This window comes from Ruminococcus sp. YE282, assembly GCA_900101355.1.
Taxonomy (GTDB): Bacteria; Bacillota; Clostridia; order Oscillospirales; family Acutalibacteraceae; genus Ruminococcoides; species Ruminococcoides bromii_A.
On sequence record FMUV01000039.1, the window covers coordinates 1 to 24,378 of the forward strand.

26 protein-coding genes are annotated in these 24,378 nt (G+C 38.7%); 15 read left to right on the forward strand and 11 right to left on the reverse strand.

Going from position 1 to position 24,378, the window contains the following annotated elements; genetic code table 11:
• The 8 genes from BLP46_RS10545 to BLP46_RS10580 form a co-directional block, all read right to left on the reverse strand.
• Positions 1-234: helix-turn-helix domain-containing protein (locus BLP46_RS10545; RefSeq protein WP_143000485.1), on the reverse strand; the 234-nt coding region annotated here is incomplete at its 3' end.
• Between the two features lie 350 nt (positions 235-584).
• Entirely contained in the window at positions 585-2,243 is a 1,659-nt protein-coding gene (locus tag BLP46_RS10550; protein ID WP_092978805.1) for a sensor histidine kinase, read from the reverse strand.
• A complete protein-coding gene (locus tag BLP46_RS10555; RefSeq protein WP_092978807.1) occupies positions 2,240-2,914 on the reverse strand; it encodes a response regulator transcription factor in 675 nt (224 codons plus the stop codon). The genes BLP46_RS10550 and BLP46_RS10555 overlap by 4 nt, the downstream gene beginning before the upstream one ends.
• A gap of 2 nt (positions 2,915-2,916) precedes the next feature.
• Positions 2,917-3,561, reverse strand: a complete 645-nt coding sequence (phoU, locus tag BLP46_RS10560) for a phosphate signaling complex protein PhoU (RefSeq protein ID WP_092978808.1) — start codon at positions 3,559-3,561, stop codon at positions 2,917-2,919.
• 2 nt (positions 3,562-3,563) lie between these two features.
• Positions 3,564-4,319: a phosphate ABC transporter ATP-binding protein PstB gene (pstB, locus tag BLP46_RS10565; RefSeq protein WP_092978810.1), complete on the reverse strand. Its 756-nt coding sequence runs from the start codon at positions 4,317-4,319 to the stop codon at positions 3,564-3,566.
• Entirely contained in the window at positions 4,316-5,179 is an 864-nt protein-coding gene (pstA, locus tag BLP46_RS10570; RefSeq protein ID WP_092978812.1) for a phosphate ABC transporter permease PstA, read from the reverse strand. Before pstA ends, pstB begins: the two co-directional genes overlap by 4 nt.
• A 2-nt stretch (positions 5,180-5,181) precedes the next feature.
• A complete protein-coding gene (pstC, locus tag BLP46_RS10575; protein ID WP_502685993.1) occupies positions 5,182-6,063 on the reverse strand; it encodes a phosphate ABC transporter permease subunit PstC in 882 nt (293 codons plus the stop codon).
• Positions 6,064-6,134: 71 nt separating this feature from the next.
• The gene (locus tag BLP46_RS10580; protein WP_092978814.1) at positions 6,135-7,007 is read right to left on the reverse strand and encodes a phosphate ABC transporter substrate-binding protein; all 873 of its coding nucleotides are present in this window, start codon (positions 7,005-7,007) and stop codon (positions 6,135-6,137) included.
• A gap of 389 nt (positions 7,008-7,396) precedes the next feature.
• Between BLP46_RS10580 and yfmF the strand changes: the two genes are divergently transcribed.
• From yfmF to BLP46_RS10630, 10 genes are all read left to right on the forward strand, one after another.
• The gene (yfmF, locus tag BLP46_RS10585) at positions 7,397-8,662 is read left to right on the forward strand and encodes an EF-P 5-aminopentanol modification-associated protein YfmF (protein ID WP_092978816.1); all 1,266 of its coding nucleotides are present in this window, start codon (positions 7,397-7,399) and stop codon (positions 8,660-8,662) included.
• Between the two features lie 10 nt (positions 8,663-8,672).
• A complete protein-coding gene (gene yfmH / locus BLP46_RS10590; protein ID WP_092978818.1) occupies positions 8,673-9,953 on the forward strand; it encodes an EF-P 5-aminopentanol modification-associated protein YfmH in 1,281 nt (426 codons plus the stop codon).
• A gap of 3 nt (positions 9,954-9,956) precedes the next feature.
• Complete coding sequence (gene lgt, locus BLP46_RS10595) at positions 9,957-10,826, forward strand: prolipoprotein diacylglyceryl transferase (protein ID WP_092978820.1); 870 nt, start codon at positions 9,957-9,959, stop codon at positions 10,824-10,826.
• The gene (folD, locus tag BLP46_RS10600; RefSeq protein ID WP_092978823.1) at positions 10,759-11,610 is read left to right on the forward strand and encodes a bifunctional methylenetetrahydrofolate dehydrogenase/methenyltetrahydrofolate cyclohydrolase FolD; all 852 of its coding nucleotides are present in this window, start codon (positions 10,759-10,761) and stop codon (positions 11,608-11,610) included. The genes lgt and folD overlap by 68 nt, the downstream gene beginning before the upstream one ends.
• A gap of 364 nt (positions 11,611-11,974) precedes the next feature.
• Entirely contained in the window at positions 11,975-12,283 is a 309-nt protein-coding gene (gene rplU / locus BLP46_RS10605) for a 50S ribosomal protein L21 (protein ID WP_092978824.1), read from the forward strand.
• Positions 12,284-12,285: 2 nt separating this feature from the next.
• Complete coding sequence (locus BLP46_RS10610) at positions 12,286-12,603, forward strand: ribosomal-processing cysteine protease Prp (protein WP_092978826.1); 318 nt, start codon at positions 12,286-12,288, stop codon at positions 12,601-12,603.
• Positions 12,604-12,607: 4 nt separating this feature from the next.
• The gene (gene rpmA, locus BLP46_RS10615; protein ID WP_092978827.1) at positions 12,608-12,892 is read left to right on the forward strand and encodes a 50S ribosomal protein L27; all 285 of its coding nucleotides are present in this window, start codon (positions 12,608-12,610) and stop codon (positions 12,890-12,892) included.
• Positions 12,893-13,105: 213 nt separating this feature from the next.
• Positions 13,106-14,377 carry a GTPase ObgE gene (obgE, locus tag BLP46_RS10620; RefSeq protein ID WP_092978828.1) on the forward strand — a complete coding sequence of 424 codons (1,272 nt, stop codon included), beginning with the start codon at positions 13,106-13,108 and terminating at the stop codon, positions 14,375-14,377.
• A 12-nt stretch (positions 14,378-14,389) separates the two neighbouring features.
• A complete protein-coding gene (locus tag BLP46_RS10625; protein WP_092978830.1) occupies positions 14,390-14,788 on the forward strand; it encodes a Mini-ribonuclease 3 in 399 nt (132 codons plus the stop codon).
• Between the two features lie 25 nt (positions 14,789-14,813).
• Positions 14,814-15,686 carry a YitT family protein gene (locus tag BLP46_RS10630; RefSeq protein ID WP_092978832.1) on the forward strand — a complete coding sequence of 291 codons (873 nt, stop codon included), beginning with the start codon at positions 14,814-14,816 and terminating at the stop codon, positions 15,684-15,686.
• A gap of 211 nt (positions 15,687-15,897) precedes the next feature.
• Here BLP46_RS10630 and BLP46_RS10635 read toward each other — a convergent pair whose 3' ends face one another.
• The 3 genes from BLP46_RS10635 to BLP46_RS10645 all read right to left on the reverse strand — a co-directional run bounded on the left by BLP46_RS10635 (position 15,898) and on the right by BLP46_RS10645 (position 19,396).
• Positions 15,898-17,238, reverse strand: coding sequence for an MATE family efflux transporter (locus BLP46_RS10635; RefSeq protein ID WP_092978833.1), 1,341 nt, complete (start codon positions 17,236-17,238; stop codon positions 15,898-15,900).
• 270 nt (positions 17,239-17,508) lie between these two features.
• Entirely contained in the window at positions 17,509-18,336 is an 828-nt protein-coding gene (locus tag BLP46_RS10640; RefSeq protein WP_092978834.1) for a hypothetical protein, read from the reverse strand.
• Positions 18,337-18,361: 25 nt separating this feature from the next.
• The gene (locus tag BLP46_RS10645) at positions 18,362-19,396 is read right to left on the reverse strand and encodes a bifunctional glycosyltransferase family 2/GtrA family protein (RefSeq protein ID WP_092978836.1); all 1,035 of its coding nucleotides are present in this window, start codon (positions 19,394-19,396) and stop codon (positions 18,362-18,364) included.
• Positions 19,397-19,595: 199 nt separating this feature from the next.
• On the opposite strand from BLP46_RS10645, the gene BLP46_RS10650 reads away from it, so the two are divergent.
• The 5 genes from BLP46_RS10650 to BLP46_RS10670 all read left to right on the forward strand — a co-directional run.
• Entirely contained in the window at positions 19,596-21,593 is a 1,998-nt protein-coding gene (locus BLP46_RS10650) for an alpha-amylase family glycosyl hydrolase (RefSeq protein WP_092978837.1), read from the forward strand.
• 17 nt (positions 21,594-21,610) lie between these two features.
• Positions 21,611-22,432 carry an enhanced serine sensitivity protein SseB gene (locus tag BLP46_RS10655; protein WP_092978839.1) on the forward strand — a complete coding sequence of 274 codons (822 nt, stop codon included), beginning with the start codon at positions 21,611-21,613 and terminating at the stop codon, positions 22,430-22,432.
• A 60-nt stretch (positions 22,433-22,492) separates the two neighbouring features.
• Complete coding sequence (locus tag BLP46_RS10660; RefSeq protein ID WP_092978840.1) at positions 22,493-23,308, forward strand: amidohydrolase family protein; 816 nt, start codon at positions 22,493-22,495, stop codon at positions 23,306-23,308.
• A 156-nt stretch (positions 23,309-23,464) separates the two neighbouring features.
• Entirely contained in the window at positions 23,465-24,082 is a 618-nt protein-coding gene (locus BLP46_RS10665) for a TetR/AcrR family transcriptional regulator (protein WP_092978841.1), read from the forward strand.
• 88 nt (positions 24,083-24,170) lie between these two features.
• The coding region (locus BLP46_RS10670; protein ID WP_143000486.1) for a hypothetical protein at positions 24,171-24,378 on the forward strand (208 nt) is incomplete at its 3' end.

The following is a 24,378-nucleotide window of genomic DNA, read 5'->3' on the forward strand; positions in this document are numbered from 1 at the left end:
ACGATATGCTTCCTCGCCTTTGTCAGCCTTATATCTGGCTATCTTTCCGTTGTAGAGATATACCGTACCACGGTTAATCTCGTTTTTGATTGTGTTGTATGGTCTTCCAAGACTTTTGGCGATTGCGTAGATCGTCCACTTGTCCTCATTGAAGCGCACTTCAATTATGTGTCGTTCTTCCGATGTCAGGTGTTGATATTTCTTGTGTCCTGTGTTACAATTGGGATTGTCCATAGTGATGATTCCTTTCGAATTGGTGAGTGGTAACTCAATTCTACTACAGAATCGTCTCTATGGACTATTTATTTTATTGTTGCAACCTCATTTTACAATGCGCCAAAAAAAGATGTAATGCAGACAAGTTGAGGCAATCCAATAAAATAAAAGTGAACAATTGATACTGAATTTAAGCAAGCGGTGGTAAAAAGCTACCGCTTGCTTTTTGTATGCTTTATTTTGTAAAAGTTTTATTTATGATAGAGCCTTTTTATTAGAATTTATTAGAACGAGAACATAGAATGAAAAAACAGGTATGACAATCTTAATAGATATCATACCTGCTTTTTAATATGCATTACTGAGAATTATTTGTTTTTAGGAATAGCAATTGTGATTTCGGTACCTTTTCCGATTTGGCTGTCAATTGTAACTGTGCCGTTGTGATATTGAACAGCGTGTTTTACAATTGAAAGACCAAGTCCTGTGCCGCCTGAGGCTTTTGAATGACTTTTATCTACTCTGTAAAAACGTTCAAAAATATGATTCTGTTCTTCAGGAGCAATGCCGATTCCGTTGTCTTTTACTTTGATAACCGAGTTGCTTTCTGTTTCAGAAACCGAAATGTCAACCTTTCCGCCGTCTTTATTATATTTAATTGCATTGTCGCAAAGGTTAAATATAATTTCATAAATAAGACGTTTTACGCCCTCAATAACCACATTTTTACCGCTTACCTGTATGCTGACGTTTTTTGCTTTTGCCGTTTCGTCAAGGTTGTTTTTTACTTCATTGGCTATATTAAGCAAATCAACTTCACTTTGCGGCATTGCACTGCCCTCATCAAGTTCCGAAAGTCTGATAATATCTTCAATCAATACCACCAAACGTTTGGCTTCTTCTTTTATATGACTAACAAATCTCGGCATATCTTCGGGCTTTACCATTCCGCCCTCAATAAGTTCCGCACTGCCGATAATTCCCTGAAGCGGTGTTTTTAGTTCATGAGAAACATTTGCCGTAAACTCACGGCGTGTTTTTTCAGCAAGTTCACGTTCTGTAATATCAAAGGCAAGAAGTACGGCACCGATTGTTTTATTTGCAGATTGTATTCTGCTGATATCAAATTGATATTCACGTCCGTTTATTTCACTCCGAATCTCACTTTTGCCGTTGTTGAGTGCATTTTGTATTGCAATACTCATATCATGTCTGCGGTCTATTGTGAGAAAATCTTTTCCGATACAGTATTCATCTGTTTCAAGAATATTTTGTGCAGCCGGGTTAATGCTGAGAATCGTACCGTTGTTATCAAGAAGAACAAGGCCTTCGTTCATACTGCTTGTAATTTGATTAAATTCGTCCTTTTTTTGTTGTAATTCTTTTACCTGAGATTTAATTTCTTTGTGCTGAAAATTAATTCTGTTAAGAAGCGGAGATATTTCATCATATGTGTTGTTCTCAAGCGGATGTTCCAAATCAAGGTCATTAAGCGGCCTTGCAATTCTTTTTGAAATTTGGCTTGCAAGGATTCCCGAAAGGGCTAATGCAACTATCAACACAATTAATATCGGCTGTATCATACCGAATGCAAGGGCACCTGCCGAGGCTCTGCTCATTGATATTCTGAGAACTGTTCCGTCGCTAAGTCGCTTTGCACAGTACATAGTATTTTCAAGTAGGGTAGAGGAGTAACGTGTGCCTTCGCCCTCTCCGCTGCTCAAAGCCTCTCTGACCTCCTCACGGTCAGCATGGTTTTCCATAGTATCGGCACCGTTTTTTGTATCATAAATAACTGTGCCGTCTGCTTTTATCCAGGTTATCCTGTAACGATTTGATTCAAGCTTGCTTAGATATGTAACGCCGTCTTCTTCAACTGCAACAGATGAAATGCTCAATTCATCTTTCATCTGATTTTCCTGCACTTCACCAAAATACTGGTAAAGAACTCCCATTATAATTACAATGCTTGCCAGCAAAACTACTCCTGCGACAAGAACAATGGACTTAAAAATTTTCTTGGTCATTTCTCTGCCTCCATTCTGTAACCTACATTTCTTACGGTTTCAATAAGGCTGCCGTACTTTCCAAGCTTTTGTCTGAGAGTACGGATATGCATATCTACCGTTCGGGTTTCTCCGCAGTAGTCCATACCCCAAATTTCATTAAACAGTCTGCTTCGTGTGAATGCCGTGCCCGGTTGAAGCATAAACAGATGCAAAAGCTCAAATTCTTTATACGTCAGCTCAATACGGTTTCCGTCTACGGTAACGGTGTGTTCCTCAAGGTTAAGCTCAATACCGCCGCGTTTATAGTGCTTCTTTTCCTGTTTTGGAGAACAGCGCCGCAGTACAGCCTTTACACACGATACAAGCTCCATTACCCCAAACGGTTTTGCAAGATAATAATCCGCACCCAAATCAAGTCCCTGAATCTTGTCGTATTCTGCGCCTTTGGCTGTTGCCATAACAACGGGAATATCACAAAGTTCAGGAGATGCTTTCATCATTTTCAAAAGCTCAATTCCGTCAATTTCCGGGAGCATAACATCAAGAACAACAAGCTGAGGCTTTATGATTTTTAAAGCTTCCCAAAAGCTTTTGCCGTCTTCAAATCCCTTGGCTTCATACCCGGTTGATTTAAGTGCATAAACTTCAATATCTCTGATGCTTGCGTCGTCTTCAACACACCAAATCATTTTTATTCCTCCGTGTGAGTATCGTTTACAGAGAATATAACCCATCCGGCAATATTAACTGCATGGTCTCCGATACGTTCAAAATATTTCGCAATCATTATAAGGTCGATTGCATATTCTCCGTCATCGGGATTTTTTGATATTTTATCTATTAATTCGTGCTTTATTCTGTCAAAGTATTTATCAACTACATCGTCAGATTTAATAACTTCTTTTGCCAATATTATATCATGTTTGACATAGGCGTCAACGCTGTTTGTAACCATCCTAATTGTGGCTCTTGCCATTTCACGCAAAAGTTCATCGTTTTCAAATGTTCTTCCGTCAAGAAAGTTAATTATTTCAGCAATATCTTCTGCCTGGTCTCCGATACGTTCCATATCAGTAATCATCTTTAATGCTGCAGAAATCTGTTTTAAGTCTCCGGCAACAGGTTGTTGCTGCAAAAGCAGTCTGAGGCAAAGTGATTCAATATCTCTTTCTTTTTCGTCAATCTCATTGTCAAGAGAAGCAACTTTCTTTGCCATCTTTCCGTCAGCACCGCTTAACGCTTTTGACGCAAGTGCGATTACCTCTTCGCATAATGCGCCCATTTCAATAAGTTCTTTGTTAAGCTGTGCAAGCTGTTCATCAAAATGACTTCTCATAGTTAACCAAACCTTCCTGTAATGTAATCTTCTGTGCGTTTATCCTTAGGCTCAGAGAACAGTTTTTCCGTATCATCGTATTCAACAAGCTCTCCAAGCAGGAAAAATGCGGTTTTGTCAGAAATTCGCACAGCTTGCTGCATATTATGCGTTACAATAATTATAGTATATTTCTTTTTCAGTTCCAATGCAAGCTCTTCAATTTTTGAAGTTGAAATCGGGTCAAGCGCGGATGTAGGTTCGTCCATAAGCAGAACTTCGGGTTCAACCGCAATAGCTCTTGCAATGCACAGCCTTTGCTGTTGTCCGCCTGAAAGACCTAGTGCATTCTTTTTGAGTCTGTCTTTTACTTCGTCCCAAATTGCCGCGTCTTTTAGGGAACGTTCAACTATATCGTCAAGCTTTGCTTTATTTTTAATTCCGTGTGTACGAGGTCCGTAAGCGATATTATCATATATGCTCATAGGGAATGGGTTAGGTTTTTGAAATACCATACCAACCTCACGTCTGAGTTCGTTTACGTTTACCGACGAATCGAATATATCGGTATCTTTATATCGTATGTCTCCTGTGATTTTAACGCCCGGAATAAGGTTGTTCATTCTGTTGAGAGTTTTAAGAAAGGTTGATTTTCCGCAGCCGGACGGTCCGATAAGCGCAGTGATGCTTTTTTCGGGAATGTCAATGTTAATATCCTTGAGTGCCTGATGAGCTCCGTACCAAAGGCACATATCTTTGACAGTTACTATATTACTCATATTTTATTTCTCCTGTTAAAATACTTTTCTACAAGTGTAGCGGAAAGGTTTATAATAATTGACATAATCATAAGTATTGCCGCAATTGCAAATGCAACGCCAAACTCGCCCTGTTCTTTTGCATATACATAAAGAGCAACGGTAAGTGTTGCGCCGGCACTTCCGAGTCCGTCAAAAAATCCGTTGAGCGCGTGAGCAAAACCTGCCGTAAACAAAAGTGCTGCGGATTCACCGAGGATTCTGCCGACCGACAAAATACATCCTGTGATTACGCCGTCCATACATCCCGGAAGAACTACCGTTCTGATAACTCTCCATTTTCCGGCTCCGAGTCCGAAAGCGCCTTCACGGTAACTTTGAGGAACTGTTTTAAGGCTTTCCTGAGTTGTACGCATAATCGTAGGCAGATTCATAATTACAAGTGTAAGTGCACCTGCCAAAATCGAAGTTTGTAAATTCAAGAATTGGCAAAAGAACAACATTCCTACAAGGCCGTAGATGATTGAAGGGATAGCCGACAAAGTTTCTGCCGCATATTCTATAATTCCCACTATTTTTTTGTTTGCCGCATATTCGGTTAAGTATATTGCGGCGCCGATACCAAGCGGAAGTACAATTGCCAAAGTTGCAATAACTATATACAATGTATTCAAAATATCAGGTAAAATACCGATTCTGTCAGAAAGATAACTTGGTTTGGTTGTCAGCATTTCCCACGAAATATTCGGGATACCTTTAACCATAACATACACAATCAGAAAAATTACGATTGCACAGGTGAACACCGTGGCGAGCGCCATAAGAATTTTTAGCGTTATTATGTATGTTCTGCGGCTCTTTGACATTTTATTATTAAGCATAATTATTTCTCCTTATCACGTTTCAAAAAGAAGTTAAGAGTTGCATTTATGAGCATAATAAACAGGAACAGAACAAGTGCTATTGAGAATAACGCTTCTTTTTGCAAACCCGATGAATAAGACATTTCACTTGCAACCGCTGTTGTAAGGAATCGTACGCTTTGAAACAGTTCGGGCATATTCGGAACATTGCCCGATACCATCATAACTGCCATCGCTTCTCCGATTGCTCTGCCTACGCCAAGTACAACCGCAGCCGCAATACCGCTTTTTGCCGCCTTTACAGAAACTTTGAAATATGTTTCTGTCGGTGTGGCGCCAAGTGCAAGAGACGCATCCTCGTATTCCTTTGGAACAGCCTCAAGAGCCGTGATTGAAACTTTTATTACCGACGGCAAAATCATTATTGCAAGCACAATAATTGCGGCAAGCAAACTTGCGCCGTCTTTAACGTTAAATACCTGTCTTATTCCCGGTACAAGAATCATCATACCCACAAGACCGTATACAACGGAGGGAATACCTGCAAGCAGGCTGATTGCGGATTCAATAACTGTTTTTATTTTTTTTGGTGCAAGTTTTGCAAGGTAGACCGCTGACAAAAATCCTATCGGTACACCAAGGATAATTGCACCTGCCGTACCGTAAATACTTGTTAAGATAAACGGAAGAATACCGTATTTTGGGTTTTCTGCGGTAGAAGCCCATTCTTGTCCGAACAAAAAGTCAAATAACCCGATTTTTTGAATTGCCGGTATACCTGAAACTACAAGATATACTGTAATAAGCAGAACAAAACCTACTGTGATTAATCCTAATATTAAAAATATGCCGTGAACTATGTTTTCAAATAACTGTTTCTTATTCTTCATATTTTTTTTCATATTCATTTCCTTCTGATTCACTTACGCACAATAAGGGCAGCTGCAGAAGCTGCCCTGTTAGCTGCGAAATTTTAGTTTACAGGAACTGCGCCTGCTTCTGATATTATACTTGCAGCATCGCTTGAAGTAATATAGTCAAAGAATTTTTGAGCAGAGTCGGAGAGCTTTTCGTTTTCCTTTGTTACAAGTACGAACGGACGCTGAACTACGTAACTGCCGTCTTTAACTGTTTCTTCGCTTGGAGCAACATTGTCAACCGATACTGCTTTTACGCTTTCTTTTACAGAAGCAAGTGAAGCATATCCGATTGCGTTAGGATTCTGAGATGCCGCTGTGATTACATCACCTGTTGATGTAAGTTCCTGACGATACTGACATTTGTCTTTGGTTTTTGTGATGCTTTCAAAACCGTCTCTTGTGCCGCTGCTTGCTTCACGACCGATAAGTACAATTTCGCCGTCGCTGCCGCCGACATCTTTCCAGTTTGTAACTTCACCTTTATAGATTTTTGTAATATCGTCAAGGCTGAGGTTTGAAACTGAATTTTGAGGATTTACGATAATTGCAATACCGTCAAGAGCAAGGGTTGTTTCTTTAAGACCTTTTGATTTCTCGTCGTCTTTAAGTGCACGGCTTGAAAGACCGATGTCGCATCTGCCTGCTGTTACAGCTTCAATACCTGAACCTGAACCTGTCGGGTTATAGGTGAACGATATGCCCTTGTTTGCTTCTTCAAATGCTTCGCCAAGTGCGCCGATAACTTTTTCCATTGAAGTTGAACCGTCTGTTGATACGGTGCCTTCGCTTTTTGATTTTGCGTCTGATGATGCGCTTGATGAGCTTGAAGATGAATCCGAAGAACTGTCATCTTTCTGTTCTCCGCAGCCTGCAAATACTGCAAGTGCCATAAGAGCTGCAAGTGCGATACAAATTAATTTTTTCATTTCGATTTCCTTTCTTAATTCAAATCGGTATTATTTTTCGTCAGCTTTTCCTGACTACACTTTTATCATACATTTGCGGTGTAAAATCAAAAACAAACGTTTTGTAAAATATATGTAAAATAGTAAATCTGTTCTTTAAATTATGAAAATATCTGAATAATGCGATAAAATCTATGTTTTGAACAACTGCATTTGTTTTAATGTAAAACGCATTTTAACAACTTTACATTATTTTACAAATTATTTTGCACATACAAATTTGAACTGTTTATAGCCTAAAGTTACAGATTCTCAGTTTAAATAAGTACTTGTTTTATTTGTGCAAAAATACTTTTATAATTTGTATAATTATGTTATACTATAAATGAATATATATTGGAGTTGATAAAATGAATTCAATCAACAGAGTTGAAATCGCCGACGGTGTGTTTTTCAGCAGTGTAAAAGACAGCCGCTTTAAGACGATGAAAATTACTGCAAATATTATACTTCCTCTTTCCGAGGAAACAGCTTCGGAAAATGCTTTGCTTTTTGGAGTGCTTTCACGTTCCTGCAAGGCTTATCCTGATTTTACCGCACTAAGCAAAAAGCTTGCTTCTCTTTACGGTGCGGATTTGAATATTTCTATAAGTAAAATAGGCGACCGTCAGGTGCTTTCGCTGAGCACAAACGGAATTGATGACAGATATGCATTTGCCTCCGAAAGTGTGGCAAGAGAGCTTTCACTTCTATTGTGCAGCGTTATTTTTGAGCCTAACGTTAATGACGGCAAATTTGTTGAATCGGAAGTTGAACAGGAGCGCAGACAGCTTTTGGATGTTATAGATTCCGAATTTAACGATAAGCGTATTTATGCTAACGGTCAGCTTATCAAAAATATGTGCAATAACGAAGTTTTCGGTATGAAACGTTACGGTACAGCCGAGAAAATCAAGGCGGCAACTCCGGAGTCTCTTTATAATGCCTGGAAGAATATGTTAAATACCGCCGTTGTTGAAATTATGTATATCGGCGACAGTCCGTCTGATAATGCAAAAGAAGTGTTTAAAAATGCTTTTTCAAAATATGACAGACAGCCTGCCAAAAATACAACTCAGATTGTTCGCTCTGCTTCAGAACCTAAGCATGTAACCGAAGAAATGGAGCTTTCACAGTCAAAATTGGTTATGGGCTTTCGTACAGATTGTGCTGTTCCCGACGAGGACGTTATCGCAACACGCCTTATGTGTGCAATTTTAGGCGGTACGGCAAGCTCAAAGCTGTTCTGTAATGTCCGTGAAAAGCAGAGCCTTTGCTATTATTGCTCATCACGCTTTGACAGAAATAAGGGAATCCTGACAGTTGACAGCGGCGTTGAGAGTGAAAATATTGAAAAAGCTGAGCAGGGAATAATAAAAGAAATTGATGATATGAAGAATGGCTTGATTACCGATTTTGAAATTGAAGCGGCAAAAAAAGCCATGATAAATATGTTTTATTCTACAAATGATACGGTAAGCGGAATTGAAGTTTGGTATACAGGGCAGCTTTTTGACGGCGGATTTAAGACAATTGAGGAACTTTCAAATGAGATTAACGCCGTTACAAAGGAACAGATAGTCAATTCTGCAAATAAATTAACGCTTGATACCGTTTATACATTAAAGAATAAGTAAGAGGTAAAAGATGAAAATACAGGAAATAAAATCAGACAGAGCAGGCGACAGCTACTACAAAATTAACCACCCCACAGGATTGACTGTATATGTTTATCCGAAAGAGGGCTATAAGTCTGCATATGCAATCATCGGTACAAAGTACGGCAGTATAAACACCTGCTTTTCTTGTGATGGGGGCGAAAAAATTACCGTTCCCGACGGTATAGCCCATTATCTTGAACATAAGCTTTTTGAAAGCGAAGAGGGAGACGTTTTTGCAAAGTTTGCCCAAACAGGAGCAAACGCAAACGCTTACACAAGTTTTGAAAAGACCTGTTATCTTTTCTCTTGTACAAGCAAGTTTGACGAGAGCTTTGAAATGCTTCTTGATTTTGTTCAAGACCCGTATTTTACAGCTCAAACCGTTGCAAAGGAGCAGGGAATAATCGGTCAGGAAATCAAAATGTATGATGACTCTCCCGATTGGCGTGTTATGTTTAATATGCTTGGCGGAATGTATCAAAATCACCCTGTAAAAATTGATATTGCCGGCACGGTAGAAACTATTGCTCAAATAACGGCTGAAAAACTGTATCAGGTATACAATGTATTTTATAATCTCGGAAATATGGCTCTCTGTGTTGCGGGTAACGTAACCCCCGAACAGGTGCTGAAAATCTGTGACAAAATGCTAAAAAACAATGAAAAACACGAGATTAAGAATTACTTTGAGGACGAGCCGTACGAAATTGCAGAGCCTTATGTTGAGCAGAATTTCCCGGTATCTATGCCTATGTTTAACCTTGGCTTTAAGGAAAAAACCGACAGCGTATTAACCGAGAAGCAACTTGCGGAAACCAATATTTTGCTTTCGATGCTTGCTTCTCCCGCAAGTTCACTTTATCGCAGTCTTATGGACGCAAACCTGATTAACAGCACTTTTTCATACGAACTGTTTGACGGTCCGGGATATTGTTCCGTAATTTTCGGCGGAGAATCAAGAGCTCCAAAACAGGCTGCCGAAATGATTAAACAGTTTATTTCAAAATATAAGGCTAACGGACTTAACAAAGAAGATTTTGATATTGCACGCAAGTCGGTATACGGCGATGTAATTTCTTCCCTTAATTCTGTAAGCTCGATTGCCAATGCAATTCTTGATTATCATTTTAACGATAATGAATTTTTTAAGTATATCAACGCTGTTGAAAACGCAAGTTTTGAAGATGTAAACGCCAAACTTCAAAAGATGCTTGACGTTAACAATTGCACTCTATCAGTTGTAAAATCTCCTGATGGTGAGGTGTAATATATGAAAGTCAGTTTTCCGTATATCGGTTGGGAGTTTAACATTGACCCTGTCGCATTTTCTTTCGGAAATATGAAAATATATTGGTACGGCATAATCATTGCAACAGGTATGATGCTTGCCGTGCTCTACGCCTACAAATCTTCACCGCGCTACAAGACGGATTTCAGCAAACTCCTCAATTGCATTTTTGTCGGAATTATCACCGGAATAATCGGCGCAAGATTGTATTTTTGCTTCTTTAAGTGGGAGTATTACGGTCAACATCCGATTGAGATTCTGTATATTCACAACGGCGGACTTGCAATTTACGGAGGCATAATCGGTGCGCTTATAGGCGGTCTTACCGTTGCAAAAATTCAAAAAATGGACATTATGCCTATTCTTGATATTACAATGATGGGTTTCCTTCTTGGACAGGGAATAGGCAGATGGGGCAATTTTATGAATCAGGAAGCGTTTGGCTCACCGACAAATTTGCCGTGGGCTATGATGAGTGAAAACACTTCCAATATTCCCGTTCACCCCTGCTTTCTTTATGAATCAGTTTGGTGCCTTTTGGGATTTGCTTTGCTCCATTTTTATGGCAAATACAGACAAAGATATTCGGGTCAAATATTTTTCTCATATCTTGTATGGTACGGATTTGAAAGAACAATAGTTGAGGGACTTCGTACTGACAGCCTTTATCTTCCGTTTCAAATTTTCGAAATGGACGTCAGGGTATCTCAGCTGTTGTCGGTGTTGTTGTGCATTACAGGTATAGTGTTTCTTATTATAAATATCAAAAAGGAGGATGCGTTTTATGCAGATTATAGACGGAAAAAAGGTATCGTCAGAGGTAAAGGAAGAAGTAAGACAGCAGACGCTTAAACTTAAAGAAACTCACGGAATTACTCCGGGTCTTGCGGTAGTTATTGTCGGAGACGACCCGGCATCAAGAGTTTATGTGAATAATAAGAAAAAAGCTTGTGAGCTTGTCGGTTTTAAGTCGGAAGAATATGCACTTCCTGCCGAAACAACTCAGCAGGAACTTTTGAACCTTGTCGAGACACTTAACAATAAAGATGATATAAACGGTATTCTTGTTCAGCTTCCTTTGCCGAAGCACCTTGATGATAAGGCTGTAATTGCGGCAATAAATCCAAAGAAGGATGTTGATGCATTTCATGCCGTAAATGTAGGAAAAATTATGTTGGGTGAATATGACTTCTTGCCATGCACACCCGCAGGCGTAATGGAAATGCTTCATTCCTATAATATTGAAGTTAGCGGCAAAAATTGTGTCGTAATCGGAAGAAGCAACATAGTCGGCAAACCTATGGCAATGCTGTTGCTCCACGAAAACGGAACGGTAACCATTTGCCACAGTCGCACAAAAAATCTTGCCGAAGTAACCAAGCAGGCGGATATTCTTGTTGCTGCGGTAGGCAGACCAAAGTTTGTGACTGCCGATATGGTCAAGGACGGAGCAGTTGTAATTGACGTTGGAATGGACAGAGATGAAAACGGCAAACTTTGCGGAGACGTGGATTTTGAAAACGTAAAGGACAAGTGCTCCTACATAACACCTGTTCCCGGTGGAGTGGGACCTATGACTATTGCAACCCTTATGAAAAACACATTAAAAGCGGCCAAAATACAAAACAATATTTGATTAAGTATTTTATTTAAATCGGAGCAAGCTCAGCTTTGCTTGCAAGGAGTAGAGCTTGCGATAGATTGCAAGGTTGCAAAGGGCGTTAGCCCCTCAAGATTTCAGTGTGAGATTATTACTCCCACTGAAAGATCTGAGAAAACCCGCCATCTAAGAGGCGTGGAATCTCTGCACTACGTTATAATCAAAACTCTGGTGTCTTCTATGCTTTGAAATAAGGTTATTTGTCAGTATATATCCAAATATTTCAAAAATCGGTTGACAACAAATTCTCTTTGTGTTATAGTATATAAGCCGCATATTGTGGGTTATAAGTGATTTTATCCACCCATTAGTAGCGAGCCCAATGTAAAGGATGAATGAAATGTACGCAGTTATTCAGACAGGCGGTAAGCAGTACAAGGTAACAAACGACGAAGTTATCTTTATCGAAAAGCTTGACGCCGAAGCTCAGGATACAGTAACATTTGACGTTGTTGCAGTCGGCACAGACGACTCAATCAAGGTTGGTACTCCGTTTGTTGAGGGTGCAAAGGTTACTGCTGAGGTAATTAAGAACGGTAAGGGCAAGAAAATCAGAGTTGCTACTTACAAGCCAAAGAAGGGCGAAAAGAAGGCAAAGGGTCACAGACAGCCTTACACTCAGGTTAAGATTACTTCAATCGAAGCCTGATTATGATTACGGTAACTTTTAAAACGAATGGCAATTTGATTTGCGGCTTTACTGTAAGCGGTCACTCGGATTATGCACAGGAGGGCAGCGACATAGTTTGTGCTGCGGTAAGTTCCGCTGTGATTATGTCGGCAAACACAATTACCGAAGTTCAGCACATTAACGCTGATGTTACCGAATCGGACGGATTTGTTAATTTAAATCTGTCAAAGTCTGATGCCGAAAAATCAAGAGATATTCTTGGTGGGCTTAGACTTCACCTAACTGCTCTGTCAGAGCAATATTCCAAAGATATTAAAGTTAAAATTACGGAGGTGTAAGGTAATGCTTAAAATAAACATTCAGTTATTCGCTCATAAAAAAGGTATGGGTTCTACAAAGAACGGCCGTGACAGTGAATCAAAACGTCTTGGCGTTAAGCGCGCTGACGGTCAGAAGGTTCTTGCAGGCAACATCCTTGTAAAGCAGAGAGGCACACATATTCACCCGGGTGAAAATGTAGGCATCGGTTCTGATGATACATTGTTTGCAAAGATTGACGGTGTTCTCAGATTTGAGCGTGTAGGCAAAGACAGAAAGCGCGCAAGCGTTTATCCTGTTGAGCAGTAATTACATTGCATTTAAGGGTGGATTTAATAATCCACCCTTTTTGTTTAATATCAAAAATTATTGCAATACTATTGTTGTGTTGATAATAACCTTTATTTAAGTATAAATCCAAAATGAATGACTGCTGTTTAATTCTGGACAGGACCCGCCGACTAAGAGGCGGGGAATATATCACTTAGGTTATATATACTTATAATTATTTCGGAGATAACTATGTTTGTAGATAAGGCAAAAATTAAAATTAAAGCCGGTGACGGCGGCGACGGCGCCGTTTCGTTTCACCGTGAAAAATATGTTGCTGCCGGTGGTCCCGACGGCGGTGACGGCGGCAGAGGAGGCAACATTGTATTTGTTGCCGATTCAAACCTTTCAACGCTTGCGGATTTTCGCTATAAGCGCAAATACTCTGCGCCAAAAGGCGAAAACGGCAGAGGCGGTCGCTGCAAAGGAAGAAATGCAGAAGACTTAATTATTCGTGTGCCTGTCGGCACCGTGGTAAAAGAAGAACAATCAGGCAGAATCCTTGCCGATGTTTCCGATGATAAACCTTATGTCGTTGCAAAGGGCGGCAAGGGCGGTTGGGGGAATCCCCACTTTGCAACACCTGTGCGCCAGGTACCGAGATTTGCAAAGCCCGGACTTCCCGGAGAGGAATTTGACGTTGTCCTTGAACTTAAGCTCCTTGCTGACGTAGGACTTGTCGGATTTCCTAATGTTGGCAAGAGCACGCTTGTTTCTGTTGTTTCACAGGCAAAGCCTGAGATTGCCAACTACCATTTTACAACAATTACACCTGTCCTTGGTGTTGTATCAATGGGTGAAGGCTCTTCATTTGTAATGGCTGATATTCCCGGACTCATTGAGGGTGCATGGCAGGGAACAGGACTTGGACATCAATTTTTGAGACACGTTGAGCGCTGCCGAATGCTTGTTCATATTGTTGATGTCTCCGGCAGTGAGGGAAGAAACCCGATTGAAGACTTTGAGACTATAAATGCCGAGCTTGCAAAGTTTAACCCTGAGCTTGCCGAACGTCCGATGATTGTTGCCGGAAACAAATGCGATATGGCAACCGATGAACAAATTGCAGAATTTAAGGAATATGTCGAAAACAAAGGGTACGACTTTTTCCCTATAATGGCTGCAATTCGTTATGATGTTGACCCAATGCTGAAGAAAATCCAGGAAATGCTTTCAAAATTACCGCCGATTTCAAAGTATGAAGCCGAGCCTGCACCGATAGTTAAGGTTGAAGATTTTGACGACCATTCTGTTACAATCAAAAATATTAACGGAATTTATATGGTAGAGGCTGATTGGCTTTTGCAGGTTATGAAAGGCATCAACTTTGACGATTATGAAAGTTTGAATTATTTTCAAAAGGTTCTTGTCAACGGCGGCGTCATTGAAGCATTGCGTAAAAAGGGATGTAATGACGGCGATACTGTTTCAATATACGATATAGAATTTGACTTTATGGAGTAATCGGAGATTATTATGGAAAATATTGCTAAGTCTCATACAAAAGTTGACGAGATTTCTCCCCTGACTCTTGCATTTGTGGGTGACGGTGTGTATGATTTGCTTGTGAGGGATTATCTTGTGAATTTAGCAAATCGCCCGGTCGGAGAACTTAACAAAATAAAAGTGAGTTTTGTAAATTGTACAAGCCAGGCGAAGTTTGCACAATTTTTGTTGCCTCATTTGACCGAAAAAGAAACCGCAGTCTATAAGCGCGGCAGAAACGCCGCACCGAAAACCACGGCAAAAAACGGCTCGGTTGCAGATTATCACAGTGCAACAGGACTTGAAAGTCTGTTCGGCTATTTACATCTCAGCGGAGAAGAAGCGAGAATACAGGAACTTTTTGACTTAATCGTACATAGCTCAACGTAAATAGTTATTGAAAGGACTGTTTAAAATGAGTTTGAAGTTTGATACAGCAAAAACAGCTGTTTTGGATTATCTGATAATTGCGGCAGGGGCTGTAATATATGCAGTGTCGGTAGTTGTGTTTACCTCGGCAAACAATATAGCACCCGGTGGTTTTACAGGTATTGCTACGATGCTTAACTATATGTTTTCACTGCCGATAGGTTTGTTCATTTTTTTGATGAATCTTCCTTTGTTTTTCTGGGGTGCAAAAGAAAGCGGAATTGCCTTTTTAATCAAAACCATTGTCGGAACGCTTTTGGTGTCTATCGCAATTGATGTGCTTAATCCCATATTGCCTGTTTACAAGGGCGATACAATGCTTGCATCAATATTTGGCGGAGTTCTGAACGGTGCCGGATTGGGATTGATATTTTATCGTGGCGGTTCAACGGGCGGAACAGACATAATCGCCTTGATTTTGCACAAGTATTTTCCGTTTATATCAACCGGAAAAATAATTATGCTTTCTGACGTTGTTGTTCTTGCGGCGGCGTATTTTGTATATAACAGTCTTGAAAGCGCACTTTATGCCGGAATCGCAATTTTTGTAAGTATTCGTGTGATTGATGCAATATCATACGGTACGTCACGAGGTAACGGCAAGCTGATGTTTATAATTACCAATAAGTATGATGAGGTCAGCACGATTATTTTGAATAATCTCAAAAGAGGCGTCACCTTGCTTGACGGCGAGGGAGCATACAGCGGTGAAAAAAAGCGTGTCATTATGTGTGCCGTTCGTCCTCAGCAGGTGTTTAAAATTACAAACGGTATAAAAAAGATAGATAAAAATGCATTTATTATTGTAACTACTGCGGGAGCAATCCAAGGTTCGGGATTTGCCAAAGATACAGTATAGTTATATTATCGTACGTTTAAATCGGACACTCCTCTGCACTGTTTGCAAAAAGCAGTACAGGGGAGTGTAGTTTTTCAGATGTTCGGCAGAAATTAAAACTTTTGCCGAAATTTCGGATATACCCTGCTTGTTGAGTGGAGTACATTTGCATTTAGGGTGAACTTAATATTAATTTGTTTTGACGGCATAGTACTAAAACTATGCCGTCATTTTAATAAGATTTAACTTCTTTTTTACCCATAATAATGAATAATGCTATAAAAAATACTAAAGACTCAGTAATCGGAAAAGATAGCCAAATACCCGTCATACCAAATATATTATTGAGCAACCACATATTAAAAAATAACAATACTCCTTGTCGAAGTATTTGGATTACAATGCTTTGAAAAACTTTTTCGGTTGCCTGTGCATATGTTGCTATCATTGTGGAAAGTCCGTTGAATAAAAATCCAAGTGACATTATTCTGACAGCGGGAATACCAAAGGAAAGCATTTCATCGGAAGCGGAAAAAAGATTGAGTATTTCTTTTGGAAAGGCAAATATGATTATCATACCTAAAATCATCATAATTGCAGTTATAATTGTTCCTTTATAAAACGTCTGCTTTAATCGTTCTTGTTCTTTTGCTGCATAGTTAAACCTCATGATCGGCAGACAACCTTGTATCAGACCGTTTACAGTCATAACAATAAGTTGCTGAACTTTAAAATATGCACCAAAAAAGGCAACTGCTAAATCAGAACTTGTTACAAGAAATATATTTACAAATGTTACCATAAAAGCACCTAAACCATTCATAATGAAAGACGGCAAACCATAGGCAAAGACTGTTCCAATCATTTTAAAATCAAAGTGAAAGTCTTTTATTGTAAATTTAACATCCTGTTTGGTAAACAGAAGCATAATTAATGAAATTACCATAGACAGAGTGAATCCAAGGACTGTTGCAAGAGCGGCACCGGAAATTCCCATTTTAGGGAACGGACCTATACCAAAAATAAGCAATGGGTCAAATACAAAGTTAAAAATTACACCTGCAGTTTGAAACCACATAGGAGCCAACATATTTCCGGTAGCCTGTAACATTTTTTGAATACTGATGTGAACCATATTCGGAACTTGCATAAAGGCACATATTGACATATATTCAAGACCGTATTCTAATATTGCGGCGTTGTTAGTGAATGCTTCGTAGTAAGGTTTTGTTGTTAATAAGATAATTATATTTACAAGCGTTCCTATAAGAAATGATAACAGAAGACCTAATGTGACTGTTGAATTTGCTTTGCTATTTTCTTTTTTACCTAAATAACCGGCAATCATAACATTTACGCCTACGCCAATCCATACGGATAACGAATTCATAAGTGTTGTTATCGGAAACGACAGCGACACAGCTGCAAGTGCATCTTCTCCCAATTTTGCGATAAATATGCTGTCTATGAAGTTATATGAGTATTGTAAAAACATTGAAAACAATGGCGGTAATGACATCTGTATAATCAGCTTATTCACAGATAATTTTGACATTTTATTTTCCGTTGACATACAAACACTTCTTAAAAAAATAAAACATCACATTCATTTATTCAAATGAATGTGACGAAAATAAAATTTATAATTTAGAAAAATTCACATTGATTTTCTATCAATAGTATAATATCTGTATGGGGGAATGTCAACATAAAATTTAAGAGCTTTAAGAATTTTGTCATGTTATAAAATCAAAATAATGTGAAGTAAAAGTCATTTAATAAAAATAAGACGGCTTATAATGTGAATTGTAACAGTTATTGTGTTCTAATTATAAAAGCGCCACTACTTCTGCAAATTTGTATAACCGTTTTCGATTACTCTGTAAACCTTTTCTGACCAGTCCCAAATATCCTTGCAATCATTTTCAATATAGACAACCCTGTTCTTTAATTCATCGGGTATATATTTTTCTAATTCATATTTAACTTTGGTTGGAATAACAATTTTATACACCCAATCACTGAGCTGCAATTCATCCTTGATTTTCATAGGAAGCACGCCGTCAAATGTTACATTTGGGTGCATTGATAATTTGTCATATTGAAAATAGAATCTGATGCCGGGATTGAAATTCTCACTCAAATCTTTTTCATTCGGAAACCGTTTTAATGCACGTTCCATAACCAAACGGTCTCCTGCCTGACAATTGCCCCAAGAAAACATGATGTATTCAAAGTAATCAGCAGGGTCGTTTGCGGCATTTCGCTTTTCTTTCATCAGTTGTTCAACCGACACTTTTCGAGCGTTTAATGCAGACAATAGTTTTCCGCACTTGAAAACTTTAATTGCATTTTCTACCGAGGTTGTATGGCATACAAAGTCCGTAGCACACCCCCTTCTGTATGGACAGGCTGTGCATTCAGTCAAAAGTTTAGGACATAGTGTTTTTAAGTATACCTCTCTGTTTTTGATTTTTTGATTAATCTGCATTAGCAAGTTTTTGTTTTCACATTCTATGGTACATTCTCTGCCATGCTTATTTTCATAATCAATAAATTCAATTATTGTTCGAATTTCCCAATCGGATACTTTGGCATAGTTTGACAATTTCTTATAAAATATACCGTCCCACACTTCGGTGTATTCAAAGTTACCGATTTTTATCAGCATATTTATCACCTCTGTAAGGTAATGTTTATTTTTTAGAGTTAAAAACCCATTTTCTCTGTAAAGTATAATTAACTGTCCACAAAAGAATATCTACTATTGCCTTTGTAATGGTAACCGGCATAGGAATAAATGACAGCAATGCTACAATTGCAGAGCTTGTACACATAATCCCGGTAAACAGAATTATAAACCGCTTAACCTGTTGTTTGAGATTGCCGTTATCTTTAAAAATAACTCTTCTGTTTATTAAAAAGTTAATTCCGCCTGAAACAATTCTTGCCAAAACCGTCGCAATCAAAACATTTAAAGCCAGTGAAGTGGGCAAGATGTAGGTAATCAGTGTAAACAAAATCAGGTCTATAAGCGCACATCCTATTGAGGCTGTGGCAAATCTCAGAGGAGTAGCGTATATCAGATATGAATCTCTGATAATTTTGTAATCGCTTCTTTTGTTTTCAGAATAATCCGCCGTTATGCTTATGTTATATATAGGTATCTTTTTATCTGCGCATTTTGTTAAAAAATTCATATCATAGTCAAAACGGTTGCCTTTTGTACTTATAGCAAGTTCGTACAAAGAATTTGGAATACCTCTCAGCCCTGTTTGGGTGTCCTTACAGCTCACACCCGTGATAACCTTAAAATAAGCAGATGAAATTTTGTTTCCAAGGCGTATTCTAAACGGAGTACTTGCTTTTCTCATATCACGTTTGCCAAGCACAAGAGTATCAGGGCGCAAATCCATTGCATGAGCTACCTTTATAACATCCTCAGCACTGTGCTGACCGTCGGAATCCACTGTAATAAAACCCTTTATATTATATATTTTTTTATGAGCATAACGTATTCCTGCTTTTAAACTTGCGCCCTTTCCTTCGTTTTTGGCAAGGTTAATCACATGAGATCCCATACTGATTATTTCGGCAGAATATTGCTCGGAAAGCTTTGCTCCGTCATTTACAATAACAATGTTATCCGCACCGAGTTCACACAGCCTTCTGCAAAGTTTTAGCGTGTTTACAGTTTCATAATATACTGTAATAATAATTGCGTAGTTCATATTTTGCTCCCAAACAATTGCCAAAATTATTGATACATTGTATTATACATCATCACATTTGTAATTACAATATTTGCTGTTTTTCAAAAAAATATATATAATTTGCAAAAAACTATTTAAACTATCAAAAATTAATGTTATAATAGTAACCGATATTGTATTTAATTTACGTAAATATATAGAAAGAGGGCGCTTTATTTTGCATAAAAGAATTATTGCAGGTGCTTTGTCACTTTTGATGATGTCGTCTGCTGCGACTTTCTTTTCCGGCTGTAACTCGGGTTCTTCGGAATCAACTGAATTTAAAACTTCCGAAAAGGTTGAAAACGGTGCAATACTGCAAGCTTTTTGTTGGGACTTTAACACAATAAAAAATTCAATGGCTGATATTGCAGCGGCAGGTTTTTCTGCTATACAGACTTCGCCTATAAACGAATGCCTTGAGGGTGAAAACGGCGGAATGCAGCTATACGGCAACGGCAAGTGGTATTATCATTACCAACCGACCGATTTTAAAATCGGAAATTATCAGCTTGGCACACGTGATGAATTTAAGGAAATGTGCGACGAAGCCGAAAAATACGGCGTTAAGGTTATAGTTGATATAATCGCTAACCATACCACTCCCAAAACCGATAAGGTTAGCCAAGATTTAATTAATGCAGGCGGCGGAAGTCTTGAAACCCTTTATCACAAGGGCAATGCATATGATTTGAAAGATTACAGTGACCGTCTGGAATGTACTACATACAAAATGGGCGGATTACCTGACATTAACACCGAACGTCCGTCTTTTCAGGACTATTTCATTGATTTTATAAATGATTGTATAGCTTGCGGTGCTGACGGATTCCGTTATGATACTGCAAAGCATATCGGACTTCCCGATGACCCAAAAGAAGATGACGGCTTTGAAAATAATTTTTGGGAACGTGTAACAACAGAGATTGATAAAGCCGACGATATGTTTATTTACGGCGAGGTGCTGCAAGGCAATAATGACAGAATTGCCGACTATATTGATGCTATCGGTCGCACCACTTCAAGCACATACGGCAGCAAAATACGTTCTGCGGTAGAAAATAATATGATTGATACCAGTGCCGTAAAGGAATATTGGCTTGGCAATGCTCCGCTTAATATGGTTACTTGGGTGGAGTCTCATGATAATTATATTAACGACGGCACTTGGGCACAGCTCAACAAAGACCAGGTTATTCTTGGTTGGTCAATTATCACTGCACGCAAGGACGGTACACCGTTGTTTTTCTCACGTCCTTACAACAGCTCTGTTGAAGACGAGTGGGGAATGAACAGAATCGGCGTTCAGGGCGATGATATGTACAAAGACAGTAGAGTTTCCGCTGTAAACTTCTTTAGAACCGCAATGATCGGTGAAGACGAAAACCTTGTTAATCCTAATATGGATTCGTCATTGCTTATGATTGAAAGAGGAAAAAAGGGTGTTGTAATTGTCAATACTCTCGGCGACAAAGAGGTTAATTTTGATACGAACCTTGCCGACGGAAAATATGTTGATCGTGTTGACAACAAAACCGAGTATACGGTAAAGAACGGTAAATTAACCTGTGATTCAAAAATTCCGTCAAACTCCGTTGTCGTTCTTTATAACGAGGGCTATACAAAATATGCTTCTCAGGCAGAAGTCGGCGTGTCAGATGATACAAAGTTTACATTTGAGGGCGATACTGTTAATGTTGAGCTTACACTTGCCAATTCAGAAAAAGGTAATTATACTGTAAACGGCGGAGATGAAAAAAGCTTTGAAGATGGTGACACCGTAACTCTGAAGCCCGATAACGACGGAACAGCGACACTTGTTCTTACCGCAAAGAATAAGCAGGGCTTGGGCACATACGAAAAATTTGTGTTTATTCAGAAAACATCATATAAGGTGTCAAAGGGCACAAAGGTATATTTCCAAAAGCCTGATTCAGAAGATTGGGGCGATGAAATATACGCCTATGTTTATGACGACTCACTAAATGAAAATGATTCATGGCCGGGCGTAGAAATGACTAAGGAATCCGACGGCAAATACAGTTATACATTTACAAAAGATTGGGAAACACCTCATATAATCTTTGATGACGGTGACGCAACCGATAGCGTTCAATATCCTGAGGGAGAGGGACTAAGCGTTGAGCCTGATAAGATTTATACAGTTGAAGAATAATTTATGGAGGCATTAATATGAATGAATTAAAAAATGTAAAAATGGAAGGCAGCAAAATTCCTGCCGAGAAAATAACAAACCCAAAACTTTGTGCAGCTATTGAAAAAATGCAGGCGGAGGGAAGCAAAGAAAACATTGACGCAATGATAGACGAAGTGGTAAATGCCAAGTTTATTTTGCCTGCAAAAGTTCAGACTGTTCCAAAGGCGGAAACAAGAAACGGTCAGACAATTATGGGCAACTCAACACAGGTTCAGTTCAGATTGCTTGAAAATGCAAATAAAGAAAAGTATTTCGGAACATTTACGGATATTGACGAATTGAACAAATGGAAGGGCAACGAACAGGCAAATAAAGTCGTTACGGATTTTGACAGCCTTGCACAGATGGTAACTGATCCAAATGCCAATATTTGCGGTTTTGTAATCAATCCTTTCGGCAAAAGTGTAACTTTCCCTAAGCCGATGGTTCATTCAATCAAACAGCAGCGTGATTATATGAGAATGAAGAAAAACACAATCAAACCCGATACGCCTGTTCAGCTCGGAGATCCCGATGAGTATCCGATAGACCTTATGGCAGCATTGATAAATCATTTCAGCACACAACCTTTGGTTAATGCCGCATATCTCAGAATGATTGAGCAGAACGGACTCAAAAGTTATCTCATAGTTGTTGATTTTGTCGGCAATATGGAGCAGACTTTCGGTGCTATTTCAGATGTTGCAAAGCCGTTCCTTGATGATGAGTCGCAACTTTCTATGATGCCATTCTCAATGGAATTTGGCAGAACCGCCGTAAAGGGAATAGAACCTTTCTATAAGAAAAAGTCTGAATAATTTTGCGTTATTTGATTTAAATGTCATTAAAACCTATTTCTTTAGGGAATAATATAGATTATGATTATTGATACACACGTTCATATCGGCAAGATTATGAATTTTGATATGAAAGAGGAAGAAGTATTGTATTCAATGAAAAAATACGGTATAGATTTTTCTCTTGTGTCAAACATTAACGGAGCCGAGAACGACCATTCGGGAAAACCGATTTTACAAAGTCAGCAAAAATCTCAGAACACCGTGTTCAGAGAAACTCTTGATTTTGCAAAAAAATATCCTTCTAAAATCGGCGCTGTGCCGTGGATGAAAATTCGCACGGAACAGCCCGACAGGGAGTTTGTGCAGTTGCTTAAAAACAACATTGACTATGTTTATGCAATTAAGCTTCATCCTTTTCATTCCCGAACATTTCCAGATGATGAAAGAATGGAAAATATATACAAACTTGCCCGTGAATTTAACCTGCCTGTTGTTTCGCATACAGGCGGTTGCATTGAGGCTGAGTCGATTTATCTCTATAATGCTGCAAAAAAGCATCCTGAAATTAACTTTGTTATGGTTCATATGGATTTGGGAACGGATAACCGTACAGCGCTTGAGCTTCTCGGCAAGCTTCCGAATCTATATGGCGATACAACGTGGGTTCCGCTTTCTACAACGCTTGAAGCTATAAAGAGATACGGAAGCGAAAAGATGCTTTTTGGCTCCGATAATCCGATTGACGGTAAGGACACATACCTTCACAATAAAACAGGCGAAAGGTCATTGTATCAACAATATTTTAATGAATTTAAGTCTATGGTTTCAAAAGATGATTATGACAATGTTATGTACAAAAACGCTATGCGATTATTTAAAATAAAACTGTTTTAGCATAAAGGAGTACTGAAAGGTACTCCTTTAATTATTGGCATAAACAAAATCTTGTAGTTAAATTATGCAAGGATTTTTTTTATAAATACTTGACAAACATGATTAATCTGCTATAATATAACAGTGTTATATAACACTGTTATAAGGAACTGCATTATGGGCGAAGACGAAAAATCTACTCTTAATTTAATTCATATAGCTGCAAAAGCAGAATTTTTGGAAAAGGGATTTCAATCTGCTTCTCTCAGAAATATTGTTAAGAACGCAGGCGTTACAACAGGAGCTTTCTATGGATATTACGGCAGCAAGGAAGAATTGTTTAAAGCCCTTGTACAAGATGTTTATGAGCATATAATGTCAAGATATAAAGAATCCCTTGATAAATTTGCAAGTCTTCCGATTGAGTCACAGCCTGAACAAATGGGTAAAATTTCTCGCAAATCTATGGAACAGCAGCTTTTTTATTGTTACGAACATCTTGATGAACTTCACTTGATTCTGCAATGCTCCAAAGGCACACGTTATGCATTTATGATTGATGAGCTGGTTGAACTTGAGGTAGACGCTACTCACAAATATTACGATGTGCTTAACAAACTCGGCAGCCCTGTTCCTAATAACGACAGGCGACTTGAGCACATTCTTGTTACCGGTATGATGAATGCATTTTTTGAAATGATTATTCACGATATGCCTCTTGATTCTGCAAAGGTATATCTACAGGAATTAAATGATTTTTACACAGCAGGATGGATAAAAATTATGGGGCAGTAATGCTTGAACAAGTCCGTAAAAAACGGACAATAGAAAAAAACAGCCTCCTATGGTAGAATAAAAATAACTACCATAGGAGGTTTTTGTTATGCCAAGGAGATACAGACATCTAAAAGACTATGAGAAAGAGCTGATTGAATATATAGAGCAAGGACATACACTGCGAGAAACCGGAGAAAAATTTGGCTTTGCATATAAAGAAATGAGAGATTTCAAAACAAGATACAACAAAAATCAAAAGAAACTTGCGGCAGAAATAGCAATAAAGCCAAAAGGCAGACCACGAAAAGATGGGA